At 64.0% G+C, this 24083-nt stretch carries 25 protein-coding genes and 1 pseudogene; 12 read left to right on the forward strand and 14 right to left on the reverse strand.

Features of this window, described 5'->3' with window-relative positions; translation table 11 throughout:
* Together AU194_RS32525 and AU194_RS31670 are read right to left on the reverse strand one after the other, a co-directional pair.
* On the reverse strand, positions 1–306 hold a 306-nt coding region (locus AU194_RS32525; RefSeq protein WP_231743194.1), incomplete at its 3' end, for a hypothetical protein.
* A 457-nt stretch (positions 307–763) separates the two neighbouring features.
* Complete coding sequence (locus tag AU194_RS31670) at positions 764–1024, reverse strand: hypothetical protein (protein ID WP_157575930.1); 261 nt, start codon at positions 1022–1024, stop codon at positions 764–766.
* Positions 1025–1360: 336 nt separating this feature from the next.
* Between AU194_RS31670 and AU194_RS06705 the strand changes: the two genes are divergently transcribed.
* The 3 genes from AU194_RS06705 (at position 1361) to AU194_RS06715 (ending at position 6316) form a co-directional block, all read left to right on the forward strand.
* Complete coding sequence (locus tag AU194_RS06705; protein WP_157575931.1) at positions 1361–1981, forward strand: hypothetical protein; 621 nt, start codon at positions 1361–1363, stop codon at positions 1979–1981.
* Positions 1978–4155 (forward strand): hypothetical protein, encoded by a 2178-nt coding sequence (locus AU194_RS31675; RefSeq protein ID WP_157575932.1) that lies wholly within the window; start codon positions 1978–1980, stop codon positions 4153–4155. Before AU194_RS06705 ends, AU194_RS31675 begins: the two co-directional genes overlap by 4 nt.
* Before the next feature lie 64 nt (positions 4156–4219).
* Positions 4220–6316, forward strand: coding sequence for a hypothetical protein (locus tag AU194_RS06715; RefSeq protein ID WP_157575933.1), 2097 nt, complete (start codon positions 4220–4222; stop codon positions 6314–6316).
* A gap of 162 nt (positions 6317–6478) precedes the next feature.
* Here AU194_RS06715 and merB read toward each other — a convergent pair whose 3' ends face one another.
* Positions 6479–6745: an organomercurial lyase gene (gene merB / locus AU194_RS06720; RefSeq protein WP_082698511.1), complete on the reverse strand. Its 267-nt coding sequence runs from the start codon at positions 6743–6745 to the stop codon at positions 6479–6481.
* On the opposite strand from merB, the pseudogene AU194_RS30975 reads away from it, so the two are divergent.
* Positions 6730–6882: pseudogene (locus AU194_RS30975) on the forward strand (ArsR family transcriptional regulator); the annotation flags it as partial. The gene merB and the pseudogene AU194_RS30975 overlap by 16 nt on opposite strands.
* A 566-nt stretch (positions 6883–7448) precedes the next feature.
* Here AU194_RS30975 and AU194_RS06725 read toward each other — a convergent pair.
* Both AU194_RS06725 and AU194_RS06730 read right to left on the reverse strand, forming a co-directional pair.
* On the reverse strand, positions 7449–7718 hold the full coding sequence (locus AU194_RS06725; RefSeq protein WP_059088471.1) for a metal-sensitive transcriptional regulator: 270 nt from the start codon (positions 7716–7718) through the stop codon (positions 7449–7451).
* A 75-nt stretch (positions 7719–7793) separates the two neighbouring features.
* Entirely contained in the window at positions 7794–8666 is an 873-nt protein-coding gene (locus tag AU194_RS06730; RefSeq protein WP_059088472.1) for a sulfite exporter TauE/SafE family protein, read from the reverse strand.
* A 242-nt stretch (positions 8667–8908) separates the two neighbouring features.
* Between AU194_RS06730 and AU194_RS06735 the strand changes: the two genes are divergently transcribed.
* Positions 8909–10288: an MBL fold metallo-hydrolase gene (locus AU194_RS06735; RefSeq protein ID WP_059088473.1), complete on the forward strand. Its 1380-nt coding sequence runs from the start codon at positions 8909–8911 to the stop codon at positions 10286–10288.
* Between the two features lie 56 nt (positions 10289–10344).
* On the opposite strand, the gene AU194_RS06740 is transcribed toward AU194_RS06735, so the two are convergent.
* The 3 genes from AU194_RS06740 to AU194_RS06750 form a co-directional block, all read right to left on the reverse strand.
* Entirely contained in the window at positions 10345–11040 is a 696-nt protein-coding gene (locus AU194_RS06740) for an adenylate/guanylate cyclase domain-containing protein (protein WP_059088474.1), read from the reverse strand.
* A 318-nt stretch (positions 11041–11358) separates the two neighbouring features.
* Positions 11359–11985 carry an isoprenylcysteine carboxylmethyltransferase family protein gene (locus AU194_RS06745; protein ID WP_082698512.1) on the reverse strand — a complete coding sequence of 209 codons (627 nt, stop codon included), beginning with the start codon at positions 11983–11985 and terminating at the stop codon, positions 11359–11361.
* Positions 11985–12611: a class I SAM-dependent methyltransferase gene (locus tag AU194_RS06750; RefSeq protein ID WP_059088554.1), complete on the reverse strand. Its 627-nt coding sequence runs from the start codon at positions 12609–12611 to the stop codon at positions 11985–11987. Before AU194_RS06750 ends, AU194_RS06745 begins: the two co-directional genes overlap by 1 nt.
* Before the next feature lie 302 nt (positions 12612–12913).
* On the opposite strand from AU194_RS06750, the gene AU194_RS06755 reads away from it, so the two are divergent.
* The 3 genes from AU194_RS06755 (at position 12914) to AU194_RS06765 (ending at position 15985) form a co-directional block, all read left to right on the forward strand.
* Entirely contained in the window at positions 12914–13300 is a 387-nt protein-coding gene (locus tag AU194_RS06755) for a metalloregulator ArsR/SmtB family transcription factor (protein WP_059088475.1), read from the forward strand.
* On the forward strand, positions 13243–15267 hold the full coding sequence (locus AU194_RS06760; protein ID WP_369804040.1) for a heavy metal translocating P-type ATPase: 2025 nt from the start codon (positions 13243–13245) through the stop codon (positions 15265–15267). The genes AU194_RS06755 and AU194_RS06760 overlap by 58 nt, the downstream gene beginning before the upstream one ends.
* 139 nt (positions 15268–15406) lie before the next feature.
* A complete protein-coding gene (locus tag AU194_RS06765; protein WP_197417535.1) occupies positions 15407–15985 on the forward strand; it encodes a cation transporter in 579 nt (192 codons plus the stop codon).
* A 1-nt stretch (position 15986) separates the two neighbouring features.
* Here AU194_RS06765 and AU194_RS06770 read toward each other — a convergent pair whose 3' ends face one another.
* From AU194_RS06770 to AU194_RS06780, 3 genes are all read right to left on the reverse strand, one after another.
* A complete protein-coding gene (locus AU194_RS06770) occupies positions 15987–16199 on the reverse strand; it encodes a hypothetical protein (RefSeq protein WP_231743196.1) in 213 nt (70 codons plus the stop codon).
* A 68-nt stretch (positions 16200–16267) separates the two neighbouring features.
* Complete coding sequence (locus AU194_RS06775) at positions 16268–16822, reverse strand: DUF4399 domain-containing protein (protein ID WP_059088478.1); 555 nt, start codon at positions 16820–16822, stop codon at positions 16268–16270.
* Positions 16823–16902: 80 nt separating this feature from the next.
* Complete coding sequence (locus tag AU194_RS06780; RefSeq protein ID WP_059088479.1) at positions 16903–17316, reverse strand: VOC family protein; 414 nt, start codon at positions 17314–17316, stop codon at positions 16903–16905.
* A 673-nt stretch (positions 17317–17989) separates the two neighbouring features.
* On the opposite strand from AU194_RS06780, the gene AU194_RS06785 reads away from it, so the two are divergent.
* The gene (locus AU194_RS06785) at positions 17990–18715 is read left to right on the forward strand and encodes a hypothetical protein (protein ID WP_231743197.1); all 726 of its coding nucleotides are present in this window, start codon (positions 17990–17992) and stop codon (positions 18713–18715) included.
* A gap of 11 nt (positions 18716–18726) precedes the next feature.
* Here the strand turns inward: AU194_RS06785 and AU194_RS06790 are convergent, their stop codons facing one another.
* Positions 18727–19572 carry an alpha/beta fold hydrolase gene (locus AU194_RS06790; protein ID WP_157575934.1) on the reverse strand — a complete coding sequence of 282 codons (846 nt, stop codon included), beginning with the start codon at positions 19570–19572 and terminating at the stop codon, positions 18727–18729.
* Positions 19573–19689: 117 nt separating this feature from the next.
* On the opposite strand from AU194_RS06790, the gene AU194_RS06795 reads away from it, so the two are divergent.
* Entirely contained in the window at positions 19690–20493 is an 804-nt protein-coding gene (locus AU194_RS06795) for an alpha/beta fold hydrolase (protein ID WP_059088482.1), read from the forward strand.
* 110 nt (positions 20494–20603) lie between these two features.
* Here AU194_RS06795 and AU194_RS06800 read toward each other — a convergent pair whose 3' ends face one another.
* A complete protein-coding gene (locus tag AU194_RS06800; protein ID WP_231743198.1) occupies positions 20604–20987 on the reverse strand; it encodes a hypothetical protein in 384 nt (127 codons plus the stop codon).
* Positions 20988–21301: 314 nt separating this feature from the next.
* Between AU194_RS06800 and ripB the strand changes: the two genes are divergently transcribed.
* Positions 21302–21940, forward strand: coding sequence for an NlpC/P60 family peptidoglycan endopeptidase RipB (gene ripB / locus AU194_RS06805; protein ID WP_231743214.1), 639 nt, complete (start codon positions 21302–21304; stop codon positions 21938–21940).
* Between the two features lie 37 nt (positions 21941–21977).
* Here ripB and AU194_RS06810 read toward each other — a convergent pair whose 3' ends face one another.
* Complete coding sequence (locus tag AU194_RS06810; protein ID WP_231743199.1) at positions 21978–22625, reverse strand: TetR/AcrR family transcriptional regulator; 648 nt, start codon at positions 22623–22625, stop codon at positions 21978–21980.
* A gap of 53 nt (positions 22626–22678) precedes the next feature.
* On the opposite strand from AU194_RS06810, the gene AU194_RS06815 reads away from it, so the two are divergent.
* Entirely contained in the window at positions 22679–24058 is a 1380-nt protein-coding gene (locus AU194_RS06815; protein ID WP_059088485.1) for a hypothetical protein, read from the forward strand.
* Positions 24059–24083: the final 25 nt, after the last annotated feature.

A 24083-nucleotide genomic window follows, 5' to 3' on the forward strand; every position in this document is an offset into this window, starting at 1 on the left:
CAACGCCGGTGAACCCGGCGGCCCCGCACCACCAGCAACCAGGGCGGCCTGACCGCCACACACCGCCGACACCACACCCGGCACTTCGCCGCGGTTCGGTTCGGGTTGCGCTGCCGTCGGCTTTCCCACGACGTGCGGCTGGCTGATACCGACATGCTCGTTGTTGCGACATTGGGCCGACAATCGGGCGACGGTGAGCTGCGGGTACCGCCCAATGCGCGGATCGCGCCGTTCATCCCCTTCGACGTCCTCCTCCCTCTCGCCGATGTCGTCGTCACCAACGGCAGCTACGGGGTACGCAGTCATCGCGGGCGGTCGTGAAGACAAGCCGATGACCGCAGCGCGCGTAGCGGCGTTCGGCGTTGGGGTCGACCTCGACACGCCCCTGCGGGATCCGTCGTACCGTACGCGCCGCAATTCTCGCCCAGCGGTATCGAGCCTGCGATCCGGTTGCGCGGATACTCGAACTCATCGACCAGACCTGCGGCAGCGGCAGAGGTCGTCGACGCCAGGCCGTACCGTCTCCACCTCACTTCGCCGGTGGCAGCGGCCTTGATTCGGCCGAAGCCGTACGACGCCACGAACCATCACGGTTGCGAACGGCGCTGCCTCGGCGGATCTACTCGGCTCGAGGTGTCGAGATGCAACGAAGATTGACAAGAAACGCCGGGCTACTTTGACAAAAGTTCGGCGTGTCGCAGGAGCTTGTCAATCTTCGTTGCAAACGTGCAGGTATCGACCGTCGTCCGGGTTATACCAGTCGTCAGACGCTGAGTTGTTGACGGAGCACAACCAAGTGAGATTGCAGCTCCGAAAGTTCGGTGGTGGCGAGATCCAAAACCGCGGCCGCGCCCGAGGCGCAGTAGTTCTTCTTGATCCGTTGCTCTGTGATGACGAGGCACAGTTGCCCCGGCTGGATCTTGTGGGAGTGTGCTCCGGTCTTATGAGCAGAGCAGATGCGCGGCGCCTTCGCTCTCTCGACTTCCAGATGTACGTCCCTCAGAACATTCTTCGGCTTCGGCATGCGCTTCGCCGCCTTTCAGACTGAGCAGTCTCGATAGCTGAAAGCACGATTTTAAGGAGCTGCTCCGACATTCCGTAGAACGTTGAAGCGCGGGTCCAACAGAAGCGCTTACAAGCTCTCTGGCGACGCGCGGAATACCCAGCACTGCCCGATTGGACCACCTGATTCCATATATCGTCGTGAACGTCAGCGGGGTGATTAGCACGGTTTCGCTCTCGACGGCTCGGCCGGCTCGCCAGCAGGCTCTGACGAAAGGGGGCGTCAATGACAGTCGACCCGTCAGCTACGAGCGCACGCCCATCTCATACACGAACCCAACACGCAATAAGACTGCTCGTGCTCCTAGACAGCTGCGGCGAAGCTGCTGTCGACAGCGACCCCGATCTCGCGGTCAAAGCAGTTCGAAGCGAACTTCGATTGCAGGCGATGGACTTCTGGATGCGAAATCCGGATTATCTCGCTGATGAGCTGATCACCCAGGTCGAGAATGAGGCTATTGCGGACTCTTACCTCAAGACTGCGCAAGCACTGCTTGACGATCCTGAACCTGACCTACGGTGGTACCCCACTCCGCGTTGGCTCTACGGCGCATACGAGGCAATCGATGACGCGGTTGCACTACTGGAGACGTACGGGCTCGCGACATTCCGCCGCAGCGGTGAACCAGGATCCAAGAGCCAACGAAACACCTTGTTCCTCACGGCGCGGGGCGCGGCCTCGGTCGCCGAACTCGCCACAGATCCCGTATTGAGCTGGTACGTGCGCCAGGCCGAACTCGTGTCGCTCGTCGCCGGAGACACGGTTGGCTCGAAACTGAAGGAACGTCAGTACGAGCAGGCAACATATGCCGGCACGGAGTTGGGGCTGCGTATCGGGTCGATTGCTGATGGGGTGCGGGCGCGACTGCAAGCGCTGACAACACAGAGCAACGGCGGTCTCGAAGGAGACGGAGAATGAGTGCCCTCGCCGAGGAAATCGTCAAGACACTTGGCCGAAAGAAGAAGGATCCGATCGACCTCGGAGTCGAGGTTGTGGACGGCGTGCTTAACGAACTCGGCATCCCCACGTCGTCGTCGAAGGGAGTCCCCGTCCGCCTCCGTGCAAAACGCATGATGTTCAGCGGCACAAAGCGCCTTGCGCCAGATCATCCCGATGCCGAGGGTTTCCCGATTGAAGAGGCGGCCGGTTCAAGTGAACTCGACGTCGCCCCAGGACCGGCCACCGCGAATCCAGCACCGGCACTTCCTCAATCGCTGCCAGACGAAACCTCCGGCGACGCGGACACGGCTGACGGACGAGAAGACAAACTCGTCAGACGAGCTCTAGTCCCGTTTCACTTCGAGTGGCTTCCCCAAGACGGCGTAAACGGTTTGGGATCTGAACGAAACCTTCGCGGCAAGTCATCAGTTTTGAACGTGCTGTTGTGGTCGTTGTCGGGGCGTTGCTCTGAATTTTCTCCTGATGTGCAGCGATGGATTCAGCATGTCGAGGTTGACTGGGGCGTCGGCCACGAGACCTTACGCGTCCAATTCGACGCCGCGGATGGCCATGCCACGACAGGAACCGTGTCACTCCTCGCCGCTGACGGAGCAGTCGGCAACGTGCTGACAACCTTTGATCGAGACTCCTTCGAAGACGCGATGAACTCGGTCATGCTCAACAGACTCAGGCTTGATCCCATCACGGTGTCGCAGTCAGGGAAGCCCACCTCGCATCAGTGGCCGGCATATACAAACGCACTTTGGGTGCGGCCGAAGTACCTCGCTTCGATCATCGGCAAGGAACCAACCCTCAGCGTACGGTTGATGCAGATGTTCATCGGTACGGACTGGGTACCTGTTCTTGCAGCAGCGTCAACAGTTGCCGGAACTCTTAACGCTGAACAGGTGACCGCCGAGGAGCGTACGAAGACCGCAACGGACGCAGTCACGGCGTCGCGATTAGAGGCGCAGTCGAAGGTGGACAGTCTCCGATCGCGGATTTCTGCGTTACGGTCGGGAACTCCCGACCTCGCGAAGATTACGGCAGCAAGTGCCCGCGCAAGTCAAGCGACTCTCGAGATAAACCGTATCGAGCTTCAAAAGCTACAGCAATCTGCTGCAAGACAATCTATTTCACAGCAATTGAAGGCGGCCCACGCCCGACAACACACAGAGTACGAGGACGCTCTTCTCACAAAGTTCTTCCATCAGATGGAACCAACCGTGTGCCCGCGATGCACCGCGGCCGTGACTGAGGAACGCCGAGCGGCAGAGTCCGACTCACACAAGTGCTCCGTCTGCACCAACGACCTCCATCTTGAAGATGTGCAAGCGACCGTCGAGGCCACGTCCACAGCCGACACATCGCGGTCGGCGGACACGGAGGCGGAAGATCCTGATCCCCCGCCTCGCGACGAAATTGATGCGCTGAAGCAAGCGCTGGAAGACACCGATGCGGCAATATCTGCGCTGCAAGACCAGCTGGCAGAACTCGCCGAAGCACGTGAGACAGCCACCGCAGAAGCTGAATTCGACGCAACTTTGCTTACTGCAGCAGAGGAACGACAGCGGTTGGAACTGGATATCGCCAGAGCTGAAGGCGCTGCTGATGCTCTTGCGCAGCCAGTCCCCGCGACAACTGGACCGCCCGTCGATCCCATCCAGCTTGCAGTTGCCACAGCAGCCGAGACTGTCCTCAAAAGGTGGGTCAAAGATGGCCAGGATCCCCTGCTGGCCGCGATCTCCGCCGATATCGAACGCCTAACCATTAGCTTCGGCGGTGACAGCCTCAGCGACGTGAAACTGGATGGCGCGGCCAACATGAAGCTCCTTAAGGGCGGTGATCCGGCGACCTACGGTGCGCTCACACCTGGCGAGCAACTCCGGGTAAAGGTGGCGACAGTGATCGCCCTGATCCGACACGGCTACGTGGCAGGACTTGGCCGACATCCAGGACTGCTTCTACTCGACTCGCCGGCCGCAGAGGAGATCCCCGATGGAGACCTCGCCACCATGATTGCCGCACTCATCGAGGTCGCCGACGACGCTCCTATGCAGATATTTGTGGCCACTCGAAACACAGGGCCACTTCTTGACCTGCTTCCTGACGCTAGTCGACTCATCGCGACAGGCGACCAATATGTCTGGTAGGACGGCCTGACCGAGTGGTCACTACGCACAAGGAAAATCCGCAGCTAGGTAGAAAAGGAGGCGATTGAACGCACACGAGAACATCACGCTCGCCGACGCTTTGACCACCCTTGCTGAGACGTCGGCAGGCCACCCATTCCCGGACGACGCTATTGACAGAGTGGGTGGGTGGGGCCGAATCACCCAAGACGCAGCATCGCTTGCGGGAAAACCCGCTTTGCCGCTTCTAGCGCAATTGGCCGCGCGCGACGCCGGAGATACACCCCACGAGCACGCGGTGGCTGCTCTCACCGCAGTAGCTGAATCCGTCATGGCCACAAGAGAACCGACGTTAATGCGCGAGTCTCTTGATGCTCTGACCGCGGCAAAGGGCGCGATCCGCGCCACCGGTAGGCTCCTGGCCACAACTCTTCCCTCGGTCGTCGAATCGATTCTCAACGATGCCCAACGCGATAAGGCTTCAGACCTTGTTGCAGCTGACGCCCTTGAAGTCCTCACAAAGGTCGTGGCTTCTGGATACGGCTCACACTTCGGGCTGCTCGCACTTCTTGATCGATTCGACGCTCCGATGAACCTGCCGATCGCGCGAGCAGCCATACGCTCGGTCAGCGTCGCGGCGGATATTTGGCCGGAAGCAGACGTGCTCGCAGTTCGAATTCGTGGCCTCGCCGCGCTCGATCCTACAGAATCTTCAAACTCAGAACTCGCTGGTGCTGTAGAGCCCGATGCGGTCTGGGCGTTGGCGATGATGTCGATATCGCGCGCGCTGCGCGCCAACACGATTATCGACATGGCTCCACACCTTGACGAAGCCGATCGCTACCTAGACGTGGCAGCGACCAATCATGGTAGGGCTGACGCAGCGGTCATGCGCCAAGTGCTCTCAGCCCTGCAACAACTCGTCGCTGCCATCGTCGCGGAGACGCCGTTGAGGGCGTTGCACAGTGCGGCTCTTTCTCCGAGCACGATCGAGGAGGTCCGCACTCGAATCCGCCAATTTACAACAGACACTGCTGGATTGGACCATTGGTACGGGGACCGCACGCGCGCAGTCCTCGCCGCCTGGGCCGGCGTCATAGACGATCTGGACCGCCTGCGCGCTGAATTCACTAAAGACGCCTTCTACCAGGCCGAAGTTATTGTCAGCGATCTCTTAAACGTTTATCTGCATAGCCGTTCGTTCGAGGTCCATTATTCAGACCTTGACGTTGGCGGTGTCCAAAAGCTCATCCACCCGGTGATCGAAAGCGGGTTCGCTAGCAAGGCTGGCCACCTCAGCAATCTTGAACAGCACGCCGACAATCTCGAAGGTCGTGTTGCGGTCGAACCCGATGAAGGGCTAGAGGAACAGCTAAAGGCGGCGCGAAAAGTGATCGACGCTGCTCGGCGCGCTGCGAGGGGTGGTGAGTTGCCGGGAAAAGCTCCTGGCGGCGCTTCGGCACCGCCCCTTCCCGCCCCAATTAGTCAGTTGGTAGTAGCCGGATCACCCGATGAAGCTCTCTTGAGGCAGATCTCCCCGGATACGTTGGCAGCGCTTGCAGTTGGCATGGAGCACATCGACGCTGGCCGTGCCCATTTGAACATGGTTCAGCGGGAGGTCTACGACGGCATTCGGGAAAAGTTTAAAGAATGTCCGGACTACAGGGGCGAGGTGATCCCTGTAGTCGACGAAGTCCTTCGACTTGTGCTCAACTTTGTCGTCAGTCGAACCGCTGGCGAGTCTGGTCACTACCCGTACTTGTTCGACCCATCGGCAGTTGAAAGCGCGATTCAGGAAGATCTGTACAATTACTTAGTTGCTGCCCTCGGTGCGCGCGCCGAGTATGAAGTGTCGCATGTGGGCGGCGGTCGGGTTGATCTGCGCCTGAAATTCGGCGATTTCGCAATTCACATAGAGATGAAGGTCGACGACACTCAGGTGCCGATGAGCGACAAGTCAGCCTACCTCAAGCAGGCCGCAACGTACCAAGGCAATGACATACGCATCGGATTCCTCATCGCGTTGCGGCACAAAGCATTTCCGAAGGGGCCGCCGCCGCACTTGACCTCACTGATGCAACACACAGCATTTGACATCCCCAGTGACCCGGTCCCCCGCCATATAGTGACAGTCGCAGTGCCTGGCAGCAGAACAAAGCCGTCAGACTCGACTGTCAAGTAATTCGCAGCGCATGTGAACCCTCTGAGCTTAGGTAGCCCACCATTCGGTCGCGGATGAACCGCCGCCGCCGATAACACCCGACTATGCCGTCGGGCTCACTAACAACTTCCGGCTGAGCATGGCACCGCTGTTGGTCCATCCTTCTTCGTGTCGGACGGCTCGTCAGCTGACGAGCAAACGTCGAAAGGCGCAGTCGGCCAAGGCGATTGCGTCGGCCTGCCCGACGATGTAGCCATGCAACCCGGGGTGGTCGTCGAGGCAGGACTGCGCGTGGTTATGGTCAGCATGAAAGTTGATCGAGCCGCAGACGGTATCGGCCAGGGTTCCGCGGCAGTCGGTGTGTGCGATCACGACGACGGCGGTGGCGGGACGCCAGGTCCATTCGTCGCCTCGAAGGCGGACCCGGTCCGAGGTTGACCGAATCCACAATCAGCCACCACCTCACCCAGCTCCGGCGGGCCGGACTCGTCGAATCCGACCGCCGTGGGATGAGCGTCTACCACCGTCCCCACAGCGATGCTGTCGCTGCCTTGTGCGCTGTCCTCGACCCCAACTGCTGCACATAACGGCGCCAGCGCGTCGCCGATACACTTTGGCCGCCACGGTCAGGGCAGTGTCGAGTGAGTGCGGACATCGCCCGTCGCACTTATTGATGAGGCGGTCAGGGGTATAGGTCGGGCTGACCATGACACTGGCGATAGCTGGTGTGGCAGAACATCATCCAGATGCGATTGTCCGCAATCAGGACGACGACAGCCTGAACAGCGGTGGGTTCGGTTCGTGCCATTCCAGGATCACGCCTGCCCCCGCAAGGCTAGGGCGGCCCGCGAAGTATTTGCTGGCCCTCCAGGGCACCGCTTTCACCATGAAGTGGGCCGGCATCGGTGACGTCAACTTCGGGCTGTTCACCCTGGTATGGGATCACCTGATGGGTACCTACTCCTACGACCACCCGCCGGCTCGACTGCACTCAGCTCGGCATGGCCGCCACACCCAACAATCGCACCGGCTACCTCGCCCAACTGCTCTACCCGTTCAGCCCAGCCGGCCGCCGCCAGCTCGGACCGACGCAATCCGACCCCGTGTCCGTAGGCCACGAAAGAGAATCGGTGAGGTAGATGGAGTTGGCGGGTCAGGCGAGTGCAAGGAAGAGCTTCTCGAGTTCGGCTTCGGTCATCGGCTTGGCGCTCTGGGTGCCGTCACCGGTGATGCATTCGCGCAGGCCGGTCGCGACGATCTTGAATCCCGCCCGGTCGAGGGCTCGTGAGACGGCGGCGAGTTGGGTGACCACATCTTTGCAGTCGCGTCCCTGCTCGATCATCGAAATCACGCCGGCGAGCTGCCCTTGAGCGCGCCGCAGCCGGTTTAATACTGCGGCGATGCTGTCTTCGTCGCCAACCATTGTGGCTTCCTTTCCTGCGGTTTCACAGATTTCAACATTACCCGTGGGGGTATGCTTCCCGGACGCTCACAGCAGTCAGCCCGCCGCAGCCGGCTTCGTGTGGGCGATGATCCGACGCAGCGGCCAGTACATGGTGCGGCTGCAGGTGACATAGACGCCTGCGCCGATCATGGTCAGGACGGCCGACGCGGCACCGAGCGCAGGAGTTGTCTCCTGCGCGAGGATCACCGCCGCCAGTAGCAGAACCAACCAGCCGAACAGCTTGCGCAGCGCTTCGGGGTCGACCCTGCCGGTTAGCCGTCCGCCGATCAGACCGCCCACCACCGCCGCTGCCGTGACCATCGCTGCCAGGCTCCAGTCGATCAGTACACCGGTCAGGTGGCCAGCCAGACCGGCCAACGATTGCATCGCGATCACCACCAACGAGGTACCGACCGCGGCGGGCATCGGAAGTCCGGCCAGCAGCGCCAGCGCAGGTACCAGCAGGAAACCGCCACCCGCGCCGACGAGTCCGCTCAACGCACCGACGGCGACACCAAGCACGGCCACATTGGCCACCTGAACATGCCGAGCCTCGTCGCCGGCGGAAGTGCTCTTGCGATCGCGCAGCATCGCAATCGCGGCGGCGATCATGATCACCGCGAAGGCAATCAGCAGCACCGTCTCGGGGATGACGCCGGCCAGTAGGCCGCCGAAGAAAGCCCCGGCCATGGCCGCCGCGCCGAACGGTAGTGCGACGCGCCACCGCACGCGCCCGGCCCAGATATGAGCGATTACGCCGACCAAGCTGGTGACGCCGACGACCAGAAGCGAACTTGCGATCGCCTCTTTGACATCCAGCCCTGCGACGTAGGTCAACAGCGGCACGGTCAGGATTGAGCCACCCCCGCCCAGCAGTCCCAGCGAGACCCCGACGACCACGGCCAGGGCAACGGTCAGGGCCGTCATGTCGGCGAGCTCGCCACCGAACCGCTCATCGAGGTGTTCGACACCATCATGTCGTCCTCCCTGTCAACGTCGAGCAGCCGCACCCTTGGCGTGCAATACCACCGGGGGTATGTCGTGGCTATGCTACACATACCCCGGCGGGTATCTGCAGCGTCGGAATAAAATACCCCCGCGGGTATTGTTGCTTAGGTGTGAGGGTCCCCGAGTTGAGGCAGTAGGGCCCACCTAGAGGAGGAAAGACGATGATTCTGGAGCAGTACTACATCGAGTGCTTGTCGCACGCGTCGTATCTGATTGGCGACGAAATCACCGGGCGCGCAGTGGTTGTCGACCCGCGCCGCGACATCACCGAATACCTCGACGACGCCGCCAAGCACGGGTTGACAATCGAAGGCGTAATCAACACCCACTTTCACGCGGACTTCGTCTCGGGCCACCTGGAGCTGGTTGAGGCGACCGGCGGGTGGATCGGCTTCGGTGCGGCCGCCCAGACCGACTACCCGATCCGCCGGCTGTCTGACGGGCAGCACCTCTCGCTCGGTGAGGTCGACCTGGAGATCCTCTCCACCCCCGGGCACACCTGGGAATCGATCAGTGTCCTGGTGCGTGAACGTCCCGACGTCGAGCCCGTCGCGGTGCTGACCGGTGACGCGTTGTTCGTCGGCGATGTGGGTCGTCCGGATCTGGTCAATCTGGGTGACGGTTCGACCGCCGACCTGGCGCGGGCGATGTATCACAGCATCCACGACAAGCTGCTGGCGCTGCCCGATGACGTCACGGTGATGCCCGCCCACGGCGCGGGTTCGTCATGCGGAAAGAACCTCTCGGCCGAGCTGACCTCGACGATCGGCGAGCAGCGCCGCACCAACCCGTCGGTGCAGCCGATGACCGAGGACGACTTCGTCGAGCTGATCACCCACGGCCAGCCCGCGGCACCCGCATACTTCTCGATGGACGCGGCGATGAACAAGCGGGTTCACCCACTGCTGGATCAGCACCGCAGGATTCCCCCGATGAGCGCGGCTCAGCTACGGGCCGCGCTGCAGGCCGGCGTCCGGGTGGTCGATGCCCGGTCGGTCGACGACTTCGCGGCCGGTCATCTCCGTGGATCGGTCAACGTCGGCTTCGACGGCCGCTTCGCCGAAACCGGCGGCATGGTCGCCGAGGTGGGCGCGAACATCGCGCTGATCACCAATCCCGGTGACGAGCAGACCGCGGCCATGCGGCTGGCCCGCATCGGCTCCGACAACGTGATCGGTTATCTGACCGTCGGCACTGAGGCTGCCTTCCCGGCGGAGCTGACCGATCTCGTTCAACCGGCGCCACGGGTCAGCGTCGCTGAGCTCGACCTGCTACGGGCCGAGAATGCGGTCACAGTGATCGACATCCGCAATCCCGGCGAACGCGACGTCGGCACCATTCCGGGCGCGGTGCACATCCCGCTGGCCCAGCTACGCACCCAGTTGGCGAAAGTTCCTAGCGACAAGCCGATCGTGGTGCATTGCGCAGGAGGCTGGCGCTCCAGCGTGGCCGCGTCACTGATGCGGGCCGACGGATTCGGACAGGTTAGTGATCTGATCGGCGGTTTCAACGCATGGGCGCAGGCCCACGCCGCAGCATGAATAACAGCAGCGCCGATGGTCCTGGGCCGGCCCGCCAGGTAAGCCCGATCTGTGCCTCAGTCCCGGGTAATCCCGCGCTGGTGGCGATCGCTTACTGTTTCGACCCTCGCGTATTGCGCTGGTGCGGCGGCGAATCGTTGAGCGCACCGCGGTGAGCAGAACCACCAGTCGCGATCGGCGTGACGCAGATGGCTGGCCGCCCTGGCAGGGTCGACGCGCACGCGGCACACCGCGTCGGTGGGATAGCGGGCCGCCGCCAAGCTGACCGCGTACACCTCCATCGGTGTCGCAATGTTGCGGAGTTCCTTGGCGCCCAAAGGATCTGGCGAGAGACCGAGCTGCGCGCAGCCCTGACGAACGTTGTCGGTGACCAGAGCCTGCCCTGCACCGGCCAGCACCGTGATGCGCGCGGCCACATTCACACCGTGTCCGAAGTAGTCGTTGTCGCGGTGCACGGCACTGCCGCGGTGCATGCCAGCCCGCAGCGCGAGGAAGCCGTCCTCATCGGCGGCCCGGTCAGCGAGCTGCAGGATCGTCGCCACCATCGGCTCGGTCTCGCCGGCACGCAGCATGACCGCATCACCCATCGTCTTGACGATGGCGACGCCCGGCCCGAGCGACTCACGGGTCACGGCAAGCAGGCGGCCCGCCAGACTGGCCGCCTGTTCATCACCGCACATTTCAGTCAGGACGCTGAATCCGGACAGGTCGACGAACGCGAACGTCGCTTGGACACTTTCACATTCGGTCACCTGATCGTCCCTTCATCATCGGATGCGCTGATGTCTGGCGGCGCAGCTGAACCGCTGCATCACCCGCACGGGCTCAGCAGCATTGGTACCCGCATGCCCACGGTGGGCAAGCAGGGTCATCGCAGCAACACGCCGCGAGATCCTCGAGCATCATGCATGTCACCTCCTTAACCACGGTGTATACGGCGGTGTTCGACCGCCGAAGGTGCCATAGTTATTCGGTTGTGACGCAGCAATTTTGGCGACGTGCGTATCGGCCGCAGCCCGCGATCCGCGGTGAGTAACGCAACAAATCACTCCGTTTCGCCCACATCGGCTCTAGCTCCGGTGCTGATGTTCAGGTTGCAGACGGCCGATGCCGGGTAGAAAGCGGCCCACGCGGGAGGCGTAGTCGAGATAAGCCAAGCCGTGGCTCCGGCGTAGGTAGGGCTCTTCGGCGAAGCGCACCTGTGCTTCTATGCCGATCACCGAGACCACAAGGCCGGCGACTGCCACCGCGTTGGGCACCATGAGCGCCAGTCCGATAAACGCGACAGTTGCGGCGGTGAAGATCGGGTTGCGAACGACCCGGAAGGCACCGGCGGTGACCAGAGTCGTGCGTTCCGCCTCGTCGATCCCGGTCCGCCAGGACGCGCCCATGACCATCTGAGCGGCGAAAGCCAAGAGTATGCCGAGCACCGCGATCGCGACACCGACCCCGCGCAGCACCGAATGATCCAGGATCGCCAGCGGCGACATGCCGGCCAGGTCGGCGACGGGTGCCCCGATCCCCACAGTCAGCCAACCGAGGTCGGTTCCGGCCAACGCCCACCACTCCAGTGAGCCGTCAGGGCGCAGTGTGCGTCGCGTGCCGATCTCGCCGGTGTGGCGTCGTTGAATCGCTGCGCGCAGGGCGCCCATCACCAGCATCATGGCGGCGAACAGAGCCAGCACAGCAATCGCCATCACCGCCCACCCCCGGTGCGCACGGGCTTGGCGGCAGCGCCGAGCAGGTAATCACCCTGGATTCGGGTGAGCGATCCGAGCACCACCAGGCCGTGGTGGGCCAGTTCATCGAGGAACTGTTCGGCGCTGAATCGGTCGTCGGTGGGGTGATCAAACAACCGCCGGTAGATGGGGCGCGCCAGGGCGTGGGAGGTGACCTCCTCGAAGTAGAACCGACCACCCGGTGCGATCACCCGGGCGACTTCGGCGGTGGCTTTTCGCCAATCCGGGATATGGTGCACGATCCCGAAATCGAAGACCGCGCCGTAGCTGTCGTCGTCGGCATCCAGTGCGGTGCGCAGATCGGTGGCGCTGCCCTCGGCCAGCCGGACCCGATCCCCGTAGCGGGCCAGGCGCCGGCCGGCGCGACGGATCATCGCCGGGTCCAGATCCACCGCGTCCACGGTGTCCGCCCCAAACCGCTCCAAGATCAGCTTCGAGCCGTATCCTGACCCGCAGCCGATCTCCAATGCTCGGGTGCCGGGCAGCAGGCGGCCGCCAAACCGCAGCAGCACCGGCACCTCATAGATGCGTTGCAGCCAGCGCCGCGGCGGCGAATTCACCAGCCCGGTCTCGGCCCGGTTCATCAACATCGCAGTTACCCCTTTCTACGATCGGCAACGGTGTTCGAGTCATCCCATCGCTCGGTCCGCTGATTGGGTTGTGACCGAACGCTTTTCGGCCCGAGGGCGGGTGGGTTGTGTGTCGAGCAGGCGTCACGTTCTGATCGTGATGTCGAACGCGACCGTGATCACCGCGATCAGCAACCCGGCCAAGGCCCACCACCGCTTGCGTTCGGATTCGATCATCTCCACCTCCCGAATCAACGCCTGTGAACGCTATCACCGTAATTTCCCGATCAATTTGGTTTGTACGCTATCATCGTCGAATGGCGATGACAACGGGTAGATCCTCAACGCGATTCACCACAGACCTGACACCGGCTGTGGCGCTGTTTCACGGCCTGTCCGACCCGACCCGGCTGGCGATCCTGGAGCGACTCACCGAAGGCGAAGCCCGCGTGGTGGATCTGACCGGCTTGCTCGGAGCGGCGCAGTCGACCGTGTCGGCGCATCTGGCCTGTCTGCGTGAGTGCGGTCTGGTAACCGGCCGTCCCGAGGGCCGGCAGATGTTCTACTCGCTGACCCGCCCGGAGCTGATGGATCTGCTGGCCTCGGCCGAGACGCTACTGGCCGCCACCGGCAACAAGGTGGCGCTATGCCCCAATTACGGAACCCGTGCCAGGGGAACGACCAAGACGAGGGGAAGCAAATGAGCGACGCGTGCGGCTGCGGCCACGACGAAGCCGCGACCGACGAACAGGCCGAGGAGCACGAGCCCGAACGCCTGTGGCAGGTGCGCGAACTGCAGTTCGCCGCCATCTCGGGTGTGCTGCTGCTAGGGGCGCTGATTGCTGGCTTCGCGGATGCGGCGCGACCGGTCATTCTCACGCTGGAAGCGCTGTCCCTGGTCGTCGGCGCCTACACCTTCGTTCCCTCCACGCTCAAGCGGCTGGCCACGGGCAAGATCGGCGTCGGCACACTGATGACCATCGCCGCCGTGGGCGCGGTGATCCTCGGCGAGGTCGGCGAGGCCGCCATGCTGGCGTTCCTGTTCTCCATCAGTGAGGGCCTCGAGGAGTACTCGCTGGCCCGCACCCGACGCGGCCTGCGCGCATTGCTGTCGCTGGTGCCCGAAGAGGCAACCATCCTGCGCGACGGCACCGAAATCATCGTCGCCCCAGCCGAATTGCGGATCGGCGACCGGATGGTGGTCAAACCCGGTGAGCGCATGGCCACTGACGGCGTCATCCGCCACGGCCGCACCGCGCTGGACGTCTCGGCCATCACCGGCGAGTCGGTGCCCGTCGAGGCAGGACCCGGTGACGAGGTGTTCGCCGGGTCCATCAACGGCACCGGTTCACTCGAGGTCGAGGTCACCACCACCGCCGAGGACAACTCGCTGGCCCGCATCGTGCGCATCGTGGAGGCCGAACAATCCCGCAAGGGCGCTTCCCAACGCCTGGCCGACCGCATCGCCAAACCTCTCGTGCCGGGGGTGATGATCACCGCGACGCTGATCGCGGTGATCGGCAGCATCTTCGGCGACCCGACCACGTGGATCGAACGCGCGCTGGTCGTGCTGGTCGCGGCCTCCCCGTGTGCGTTGGCGATCTCGGTGCCGGTCACCGTGGTGGCCGCGATCGGCGCGGCCAGCCGACTCGGCGCACTGGTCAAGGGCGGTGCCGCACTGGAAGCTCTGGGCGCAGTCCGCGGTGTCGCCCTCGACAAGACCGGCACCCTGACCGCCAACCGGCCCGCCGTCATCGATATCGCCACCACCAACGGCGCCACCCGCGAACACGTCCTGGACCTGGCTGCGGCGCTGGAAGCGCGCAGCGAACACCCGCTGGCCGCGGCGATCCTGGCCGCCGTCGACAACGTCACCCCGGCCACCGACGTCGAAGCTGCGACCGGAGCCGGCCTCACCGGCCGCCGCGACGGGCACACCATCCGGCTGGGCCGCCCAGGCTGGCTCGAGCCAGGAGCACTGGCCGGCGATGTCGCGCGCATGCAGCAGGCCGGCGCCACCGCGGTCCTCGTCGAAGACAACGGCCAGGTGATCGGCGCGATCGCCGTGCGCGACGAACTGCGGCCCGAGGCCGCCGAGGTCGTCGCCCAGCTGCGCCGCGACGGCTACCACGTCGCCATGCTCACCGGCGACAACCACACCACCGCATCCGCGCTCGCCCGCGACGTCGGCATCGACGCCGTGCACGCCGAGCTGCGTCCCGAAGACAAAGCCCGGTTGATCGAAAATCTGCGAACCGAACGCTCCACCGCCATGGTCGGCGACGGCGTCAACGACGCCCCCGCACTGGCCACCGCCGACCTGGGTATCGCGATGGGCGCGATGGGCACCGACGTGGCCATCGAAACGGCCGACGTGGCATTGATGGGCGAAGACCTCCGCCACCTCCCCCAGACCTTCGGCCACGCCCGCCGCGCGCGACGCATCATGCTGCAAAACGTCGGCCTGTCCCTGGCCCTGATCACCGCGCTGATCCCGCTCGCCCTGTTCGGGGTCCTCGGCCTGGCCGCCGTCGTGCTGGTCCACGAACTCGCCGAGGTCGTCGTCATCGCCAACGGTGTGCGCGCCGGCCGCGCCAAGCCACTAGCCGTCACACCGGTCGGCCGACCGACATCATCGCCGCACACCGCGACGGCGGCGGCGCCGTCGTGATCCCGAGCATTCAAGACGCGCGAAGGCACACCAGCAGGAAACGCCTCACCCCGACGACCGGTTCGCCATGACGCAGCCTTCTGACGAAACCCTCGTTCGGCGCGGGCTGGCACTCGCGTGGTTCATCGTCGTCTGGGACGTGCTCGAAGGCGTCATCGCCGTCACCGCCGGACTGTCAGCAGGATCCATCGCACTGGTTGGCTTCGGCATCGACTCGGGGATCGAGGTCTTCGCCGCCGCCGTGGTCATTTGGCAGCTGCGCGGCGGCGCGCACGCCCGCCAACGGCCCGCGCTGCGCGCCATCGCGATGACCTTTTACGCCCTCGCCGCTTATGTGGCGTTCGAATCGATCCGTGATCTGGTCACGCAAGACAAGGCTGGCGAGTCGCTGATCGGCATCGTGCTCAACGTGGTCGCCCTGATCGTCATGATCCCGGTCGCCCTAACCCAGCGGCGCACCGGGCGGGCGCTGAACAACCCCGTGCTGGTCGCCCAGTCCTCCGAAACGTGGATGTCCAACGCCCTGTCCATCACCGTGCTGGCCGGGCTGGGACTCAACGCCGCAGTCGGCTGGTGGTGGGCCGACCCCGTGGTCGCCCTGGTCGTTGCCGTGCTCGCAGCGCACTCGGGCCGAGAAGCCTGGCGCGAAGCAGACGAGGCGACGAGCCCATCGCGTGCCACCACACCCTCTGGGCCAGATCGGCGCGAGACCGGTTGAGCTAACGGTGTTTGACGCGGTCGGCCAGCACAGCCTGGAAGCGGGGGCAGACCGCCAGGTCGCCGTGTTCGCAGCCCAGCGCGGTGTCGATAAGGGCCAGCGCGGCGTGTGCCTCGGCGACGCGCCGGGTGAGCGCGTCGTGCTGCTGCTGCAGCACCGCATTGCGCTCGGCCGGGGTAAGTGCGGTCAGTATCGCGTCATGTCGATACGTCACCGTGACCCTTCTCTTCGAGAGGGTTTACAAACCCCAATCATCCTGTCCCCCAGCATGTTAGAGCCGTGCTACTCGACGGTGATGGTGACCTGGTCCTGCGCGAGCGGGCTGAGTGGAGCGTGGTCGTTGCCGATCAGCTGGACCGCGAATGTGTGCCTGCCGGGGGCAATGCCGGTCCACGCGTGGGTGGTCTCGGATATGGAGCGGTAGGTGCCCGTGGCCGGGGGCGAGTGGGTTGTTGGAAGCGTCTCGGTGTCGAGGTAGAAGTGGACGTGGCCCTCTCCGGCCACCTGTGGTGGAAACGGCGGCCGGACCTGCTGCTCCACGACGTTGAAGTCCTCTACCGAGACGGACACCGTCACCTCGCCACTGCGGGCTGTCGAACCGTCGGTGGGCGTCAGGATGGTGATCGATGGCCTAGGCGGCGCCGCCGCCTTCGTAGACGCGGCCTCACCTCCGGGGACGGTGGGCTCCTCGGCGTCGGGCGCGGTCCGCGTCGCAGCGCTGGGCGGATTCGAGACGGCCGACGCGGTCGCGCGCTGCTGATCATCACCGCTGCCACTGCACGCCGCGATGACGAACGGGAGCACGAGGACAGCAATCAGGAGTCCGCGCTCTTTCATCGGCGATCCGCTTCTCGACTTGGCCCAATTAGCTTACCTGCGACGCCGAAGACTGGTAAGCGCGCTGATTGCCGGGTGCCTCAGGTCGAGGTTTTGGCAATGAGCACTTCGCCTTCGAGTCCGTCGGGGTCACGGAAGAAAATGCTGTTCACTTCTCCGAAATCGTTTATGGTGCCATCACTTGCGCCGCGGTCGATCAGTCGTTGCCGGATGGTGGCGAACGCCTCAGGCGAGGCGGCCTGTAGACCGAAGTGATCGATGCGCCCGCGGCCCCACATCGGCGTTTGACGGTCCGCCTCGGTGTTGCCCTCGATCACGAAAATGTTCAGATGGGTATGCGGGCCAATGCGAATAATGGTCATCGTCTCTTGACCGTCCTGTCCATGGGGGCGGGTCGGCCCGACCTCTGCGCCGAACACGTCGGCGTAAAACCGGCCGAGTCGGGCGGCGTCCTTGGAAATCCAGGCGATGTGGTTGATTCCATCGAGTAGCACAATGCCCTCCTCACCTCTCTACGGGATGTGCTCTTGGGCTATCCAATGCCCACGGCGACACCGCGGCACTACGTCGGGTATCACGACGCCAGAGCTACCACCTCCGTACCTGCATCGTAGTTCTGTAAGCCCGGGCATTGCCCGATGCGGCACTACTACGGTCCATTCGACCGGAGAGTCGTGCGAAACTTGAATGCCATTGACCGCCAACTCGGAGGGCTGAGCGCCGTCAGCGCGTGTCGGGGCGCCCCGACATCGCCTTGATCGATCAGCTTCTCGATGAACGGTGGGAGTACCGACCGCAGGTGCATGACGTCTGGCGGTGACCTCGTCGCACGCGCTCCTGGGGCTGTTCTGTGAAACCCGATGACGACCAGCACGGTGCCCAGTGCCAGCAGCCGAATGCGGCGATCAAGAACCAAAGACTGGTTGATACGTCGCGGCCACGGTTTAGCGACCCAATCATGCTGTCCGACAGCGTGTTCCACACCGCGAGCCAGTCTCGCACTCAAGTATGCACGGACCCTCATAGGACGGGCGTCGAGCTCGCGCCACACGCGGCCCCCGGGCTGGGCCACAGGCCAAGCCGAGTGATAACCCGCCGTGAGGCGAGAGATTATGACGGAGGCGTCTCAGTGCGGTCGAGATGTGGTTTCGCTTCCTCAACGTTTGGGTGGGCACTGTCATCATCGATCGAGTGACACCGAACGTAGCGAAGAAGACCGACGGGAGGCTTGCTGCTCGCCTCGCGGCGATCGCTTCCTTCGGCGGAGCGATGATTCATTTCGCCGTACTGCCGGCGCACTTGCAAGAGTGGACGCCGTCAGGTCTGTTCTTCGCCTCTATCGCGCTGTTTCAACTGGTTTGGGCGCTCGTGGCGCCGGCTCGGCCTGCTGCGATAGTGCTGGCCGCCGGGATCATGGCGAATGTCGGTGCCGCCGCGCTGTGGGTTTTGTCTCGGACAGCGGGCGGGCCCTTCGGCCCACACGCCGGTGAACCCGAAGTGGTCGAGGCCGCCGGCCTCTTCGCACTCCTGCTCGAGTGCTACGTCGTCATGGGAGCCGGCTGGATGTGGTATCGAGGCCACCGAGCAGTGCCGATATCGGGTTTCGGAAACGCGATTGTGCTGGGCGGCGGCAGCACCGTGATCGCGGCCGCGGCGGCGCTCGGAGTGGCTTCAGGCTTACTGAATGACCACCACGCGCCGGCTGGCGCCAAGCACGACTACCACGCACCGATGAGCGGCCATGCAGACGGCCATCACGATCACCCAGAACCGGCCGCTACCCCGGATACCGAGGTGCCTCCGCCGCCCACTGCACCGGCGCCGGTCGAACCTCCCCCTCCCGCCACGGATCTCTCACACGAAACTGACGGTGGACATCACCACAGCGAGTGACCGAAGCTCCGTTACTGGGTCGTCCGGTCGGATGTGAGGAAGGGAAGCAGGAACTCGTAGGTCTCCTCGGGGCAGTCGTCGTGCAGTGAGTGCCCTCCCCCAGACACGATGTGTGTCTCGACGCTCGGCAATCGAGCAGTGAAGCGGTCGATGAGGCTGACCGGGAAGTAGCGATCCTGATCGCCCCAGAGGATTAGGGTCGGCGCTTCAACGAGGTGAAGATCCCGTTCGGTGTCAGCCCATCGCACTGACCGTTCGACGCGCAACATGTCGCGAAGCCTGGCCAAACGTGTTCCGGGGGAACGCATCGCCCGCAGTACGTCGTCCACCCGGTCGTAGGGGATTCGCTCGCGGTGTGCGAAGGACTTTCTCATCATGTGACGCGCCGCGACCGCGGACGTCAGGCAGAAGGCAACCTCGCCGAGAAGTGGGATACGCACAAGACGGAATTCCCACACATCTCTGATGTCCAGCCCGCCGGGTGCGATCAGCGCCAGCCGGTCGACTCGATCCGGGTGGAGCTCGGCGAACCGCAGCGCGAAGCCCCCGCCCCACGAATGCCCGACGATCGCAGTGCGGGGAAGGCCGACGGCGTCAAGGAATCCTCCGATGGACCGGGCGATGTCCTCGACGCCGGCGGGAAAGGACGTCTCAACGATCTCCGTTAGGCCTTGTCCTGGCGGATCAAGCGCATACACCGTATGGCGTTGCGCGAGAACGGGAATCATGGCTTGAAAGTTGAATCTCCAACCGCCGCCGCCAGGGATCAGCAATAGCGGCGGACCGTCTCCCGTTCGCGAGTAATGGCACCGGGCCACCTCCGTGTCGACAAAGCCCTCGTACATCAGCGGTTCCACACAACTCGAACAACCATGTACGGATTATCTCGCAAGGACCGCCACCACCACCCGGTATCCGAATTGTCATCGGTACTCTGATGCGCCACGATCTCAAGGCAGATTGGAGATCCGACGATGACGGAACTGACCTACACCGGCTCCGACGGGTGGCCGCTCTACGCCACCGTCGTGGGCGACGGTCCGGCCCTGATCATGCTGCACGGCGGGGGCCCCGATCGCCACAGCATGCGGCCTCTCGCCCAACAGCTGACCGACCGCTATCGCGTCATCCTCCCCGATATTCGGGGTTACGGGCGTTCCGTCTGTGCGGACCCCGCACGACACACGTGGGATCGGTACGTGCAAGACGTTCTGTCGCTCATGAATGCCGTCGAGGCGCAAACGGCAGGGCTCATCGGTGCGGGTCTTGGGGGCACCGTCGCGCTTCGCGCCTGCCTCGAGCATTCCGACCGGATCCGGTGCGTGGTGGTGATCAGCCCGGAAGATATCGAGGACGACGAGGCAAAGACTGCCGAAACGGCAATGATGGAAGAGTTCGCCGACCGCGTTCGCACCCGTGGCATCGAAGCCGGATGGGATCTGTACCTGCCCCACCTACAGCCGCTCATCGTCAACCTCGTCCACGACGCAATCCCGCGAGCCGATGCAGCCAGCGTCGCAGCGGCAGCGGGCATCGGCCACGACCGCGCATTTCGGTCGCCCGCCGAACTCGCTGCCCTAACCACCCCCACGCTCATCATCCCGGGCGATGACGACCGGCACCCAACCGAGCTTGCTCACCGCATCAGCGATTTGATGCCCGCTGCTCAAGTCGCGCCGGTCAGCATGTCCCGCACCCTTCGCACGGCCGAAGACATGGGGCAGGAATTCGCCCCGTCAATCAGTTACTTTCTCCAAAGCCTGTCTGCCACTCAGTGATTCGCAACATGCGAACCGCTGAGCCGTACACCATCTGCGGGCAGGTCGGCAGCCGTCCTTTGGCAACGCGATCAGGTCCTGGAGGTCAAACAGGTTCCATGTGCCTAGGGCTAATGTTCGTGGTCAAAGAGAACGAGGGTGTTGGCCAGGTTGCCGTCGATGAAGTAAGCACGACAGCTGAAGGGGTCATGGATCGGGTCGCCGAACGCGCTGCCCTCGACATCCACAACACCAGACACGTTAAGCACCGTAATGCGGGAATGGTCGACCCCTTTTAGAGGGCCGTCGAGTAGTGAGAATAAATCCTTGCTGTCCGGGTCGAGGTCCGTACTTGCCACCTCAACGTTTGACAGTTTCGCCGTCGACGGCGAGGCCAACTGCTTAAGCACCTCAGATTCGCAACGGTTCTGCGCCGTAAGTTCCTTCGAGGGACGGTCCTCAGATTCGGCGATGCCGAAACCGCGTGTCGCGACGGCGATTACGGCCAGGATCACAACGCAACCCGCCCCGACCGCGATCAACCACGCACGCCTACGGCTCTTGCGGGGTGTGAGTGGCGAACTCCCCATTCCTTACCTCCCAATATCGCGCGCCGAAAGCTATCAGAGCGGTGCCGCCGCCCGCATAACAGCCGCAAACGCCAAAGTTACAATAGTGAAATTTGTGATTATTGTTTACTTGTGGGGCTGAAGTGACTTACTGTGGGCTGATACGTACCTATTACGTACGTCGACGACTCAACTATTGCTGACGGGTGGTGGAGACCATTTTGTCCCGGTTGGGAATCATTCTTGGTCTTGTCGGGCTATTGCTCGGCCTCACCCTGCCCGGGCGGGCCGTCGCCGACGAGAGCCTGTGGGATCCGACGTTGCCGAAAGTTCTCAGCGCCGGCGCACCGGGCGATCCCATCGCGATCGCGAACGCCTCGCTGCAAGCGACGAATGTCGCCACCCAGACCACGCTGGACCTCGGTCGAAAGTTCCTCAGCAGCCTTGGTATCGGAGGTAGCCCAACGACTGTGGCTCCCGGACGCCGCGTGTACGGCAGGCAGGCGATCGAGTACGTGATCCGTCGCGCCGGCTCCCAGATAGGCGTGCCGTACTCCTGGGGCGGCGGCAGCCTGACAGGTCCGAGTCGCGGCGTCGACGGCGGCGCCGACACGGTGGGCTTCGACTGCTCGGGCCTAACGCGCTATGCGTTCGCCGGCGTCGGTGTACTGCTTCCGCGTTACTCCGGGGACCAGTACACCGCGGGTCGCCAGGTTCCGCCCTCAGAGGCCAAGCGCGGCGACCTTCTGTTCTGGGGTCCGGGCGGCAGCCAACATGAAGCCCTCTACCTCGGCGGCGGCCAAATGCTCGAGGCGCAGCAAACAGGCGTACCGGTCAAGATCTCACCGGTACGAACCAGTGGAATGACGCCGTATGTGACGCGGATTATCGAAAGTTGACGGTGATTCACAGGCTCAGTCCAGACGCGGAACCCAGTCATCTCTCCTTCGTGATCAGCCCGTGCAGAGCCAGCCCAATGACGCTGCGGCGCGCGGCTTCTGCGCCCCAGTGGTGACTGGCGCGTAGATGGATGTAGCCCCAGCCGACCATGTTGAACAGGACGGTCGCGGTCACTGTCTCGGGCACGTGGCGCAGGGTTCCATCGGCAGCACCGTCGATGAGGAGGCGTTCGAACGGCTCGGCGAAAACATCGACAGTCAGCGCATCCTGGCCCGGCCGGTGGAAGACCTCGCCGTGCGCGAGGAACATTCCCGCGAGCAAGGGAAGGTATTCGTCGGCGGCCGCGCACATCGCCTCCAGTGCGGCCTCTAGCCGTTCTGCCGCGGTTCCGCGTCCGGTGATCGCGGGCCATATTGCGTTGCGAAACGTCTGGGCTGCGCGTGCAGTCAGCGCTGCGACGAGTTGATCTCGTGTGACGTCCCGGCGGTAGATCGTCGCCCGCGACAATCCGGCCTCGGCCGCGATCCGCTCTCGCGTCGTCTCGGTCAGACCCCACCGAGCGATCGCCGCGGCGGTCGCGTCGATAAGCCGAGGATCAACCTCAGCGGAGTTTCCGGGACTCTCTTGACTCTGAGCCACACGAACATCATAGTTGAGACATGTCAGTCTCAGATGTGAACTCACCGAGTATCACACTTTCGCCTCCCTACGGCGCGCTTGCCGCCGCGGGTGGGGCCGTGTCGGTGTTCGCCACCTACTGGGACGACGCCTGGCACACCGACATCGGCCGAGATACAGCCTTCATCGCACCGCACCTGGCGTTGTACGGCAGCGTTGCCGTCGTGGGTCTGGTGGTCCTCGGCTGGGGACTAGTTGCCCTGGCGCGTACTCGTTCGATCCGCGCCGCGCTCAGGCAGCCAGGCCTGTTGTTGGCCGGCTTGGGCGGCGCGGTCACACTCGCCGCGGCTCCGCTGGACGCGTTCTGGCACGACGCCTTCGGCCGCGACGCCGTCCTGTGGAGTCCACCGCACATGCTGGTCGTGTTCGCCTCCACAACGATGGCCATCGGGCTACTGGCCGGCCTGCGACCGACACGGCACGGGATCATCGAGGCCGCCCTGTCCGCATTGGTGCTCGGCAGCGCAATGATGACCGTCCTCGAGTACGACACCGATGTTCCACAGTTCAGCCAAACCCTTTATCTGCCCGTGGTTTTGGTCGCCGGCCTGCTCGCTGTGGCCATCATCCGTGCGCTCGTTGCCCGGCCCTACGCCGTCGCACAGGCTGTCGCCGTCTACATCGCAATGCGGCTCATCGTCGTCGCGGCTCTGATCCTGCTCGGCCGCAGCACACCCGACCTTCCGGTGGCAGTCCTTGGCCTCGCCGTGGCCGACCTGCCCTGGCGCGGACACGCCGCACGTTACGGGGCAACCGGTGCCGCGGTCGCCGCGCTGGCCTGGATGGCCTCGGCGCTCGGCGTGGCCAGCCAACCCGCCGCCGCCGTCGGCGTGGTCGCCGCGCCAGTCATCGTGGTCGGCGTCGCGCTCGTGCTGGCCACCTCCTGGCGCACACATCCGGTTGGCGCCACCGCCGCTGCCCTACTAGCGGGTGCCGGCATGTTGATGCTGGGGCCCGTTCCCGAGGCCATCGCCCACGATCCTGGACAGGGGCAGCCGGTTACGTCGTTGCGACTGACGGTGGTTGGGGATGGCCGTGGAAATGTCCGGCTCGACGCGGTTGCCCCTGATGCCGACTCCCAGCTCGTAGCAGATAGCGTCGTGGCTCGCCGAGGTGGCCAAACGCTCACCGCGCGGCTGAATGAAATCGGCGCCGGCAGGTTCACCGGCACCATCCGCCTCCCCGAAGACGGGCGGTGGTTCGTCTACGTCGAGTTCCGGCGCGCCGGAGAGACCATCGAAGCGTGGCTGCCCGTCGACTCCGGCTGGCAAGGAACCAGCTCGGCCGAGCGTGAGCTCTACGTGCCCGCCGGCACGCAGCCCCCAACGGCTACGCAAATCGCCGCCGGTGCAGCGATCTACGCCGTCGGTCTGATCCTACTTGCCCTGGCCCTCATCCAGACGCGGCACATCGTGCGGCGCCGCCACACTCCAGCCTGAGTTTCCCGCCACCAAATGCGCAGCT

It is taken from the genome of Mycobacterium sp. GA-2829 (genome assembly GCF_001499965.1).
In the GTDB taxonomy this organism is placed as follows: domain Bacteria; phylum Actinomycetota; class Actinomycetes; order Mycobacteriales; family Mycobacteriaceae; genus Mycobacterium.

What these genes read in the sequence shown, in the direction of transcription:
- AU194_RS06750 (WP_059088554.1), bottom strand. Translation starts at nt 12,611, where the DNA reads ATGAACCGGGCCGAGACCGGGCTGGTGAATTCGCCGCCGCGGCGCTGG.
- AU194_RS06735 (WP_059088473.1), top strand. Translation starts at nt 8,909, where the DNA reads ATGATTCTGGAGCAGTACTACATCGAGTGCTTGTCGCACGCGTCGTAT.
- AU194_RS06760 (WP_369804040.1), top strand. Translation starts at nt 13,243, where the DNA reads ATGCCCCAATTACGGAACCCGTGCCAGGGGAACGACCAAGACGAGGGG.
- AU194_RS06795 (WP_059088482.1), top strand. Translation starts at nt 19,690, where the DNA reads ATGACGGAACTGACCTACACCGGCTCCGACGGGTGGCCGCTCTACGCC.
- AU194_RS06725 (WP_059088471.1), bottom strand. Translation starts at nt 7,718, where the DNA reads ATGGTTGGCGACGAAGACAGCATCGCCGCAGTATTAAACCGGCTGCGG.
- AU194_RS06755 (WP_059088475.1), top strand. Translation starts at nt 12,914, where the DNA reads ATGGCGATGACAACGGGTAGATCCTCAACGCGATTCACCACAGACCTG.
- AU194_RS06745 (WP_082698512.1), bottom strand. Translation starts at nt 11,985, where the DNA reads ATGGCGATTGCTGTGCTGGCTCTGTTCGCCGCCATGATGCTGGTGATG.
- AU194_RS31675 (WP_157575932.1), top strand. Translation starts at nt 1,978, where the DNA reads ATGAGTGCCCTCGCCGAGGAAATCGTCAAGACACTTGGCCGAAAGAAG.
- AU194_RS06730 (WP_059088472.1), bottom strand. Translation starts at nt 8,666, where the DNA reads ATGACGGCCCTGACCGTTGCCCTGGCCGTGGTCGTCGGGGTCTCGCTG.
- AU194_RS06775 (WP_059088478.1), bottom strand. Translation starts at nt 16,822, where the DNA reads ATGAAAGAGCGCGGACTCCTGATTGCTGTCCTCGTGCTCCCGTTCGTC.
- AU194_RS31670 (WP_157575930.1), bottom strand. Translation starts at nt 1,024, where the DNA reads ATGCCGAAGCCGAAGAATGTTCTGAGGGACGTACATCTGGAAGTCGAG.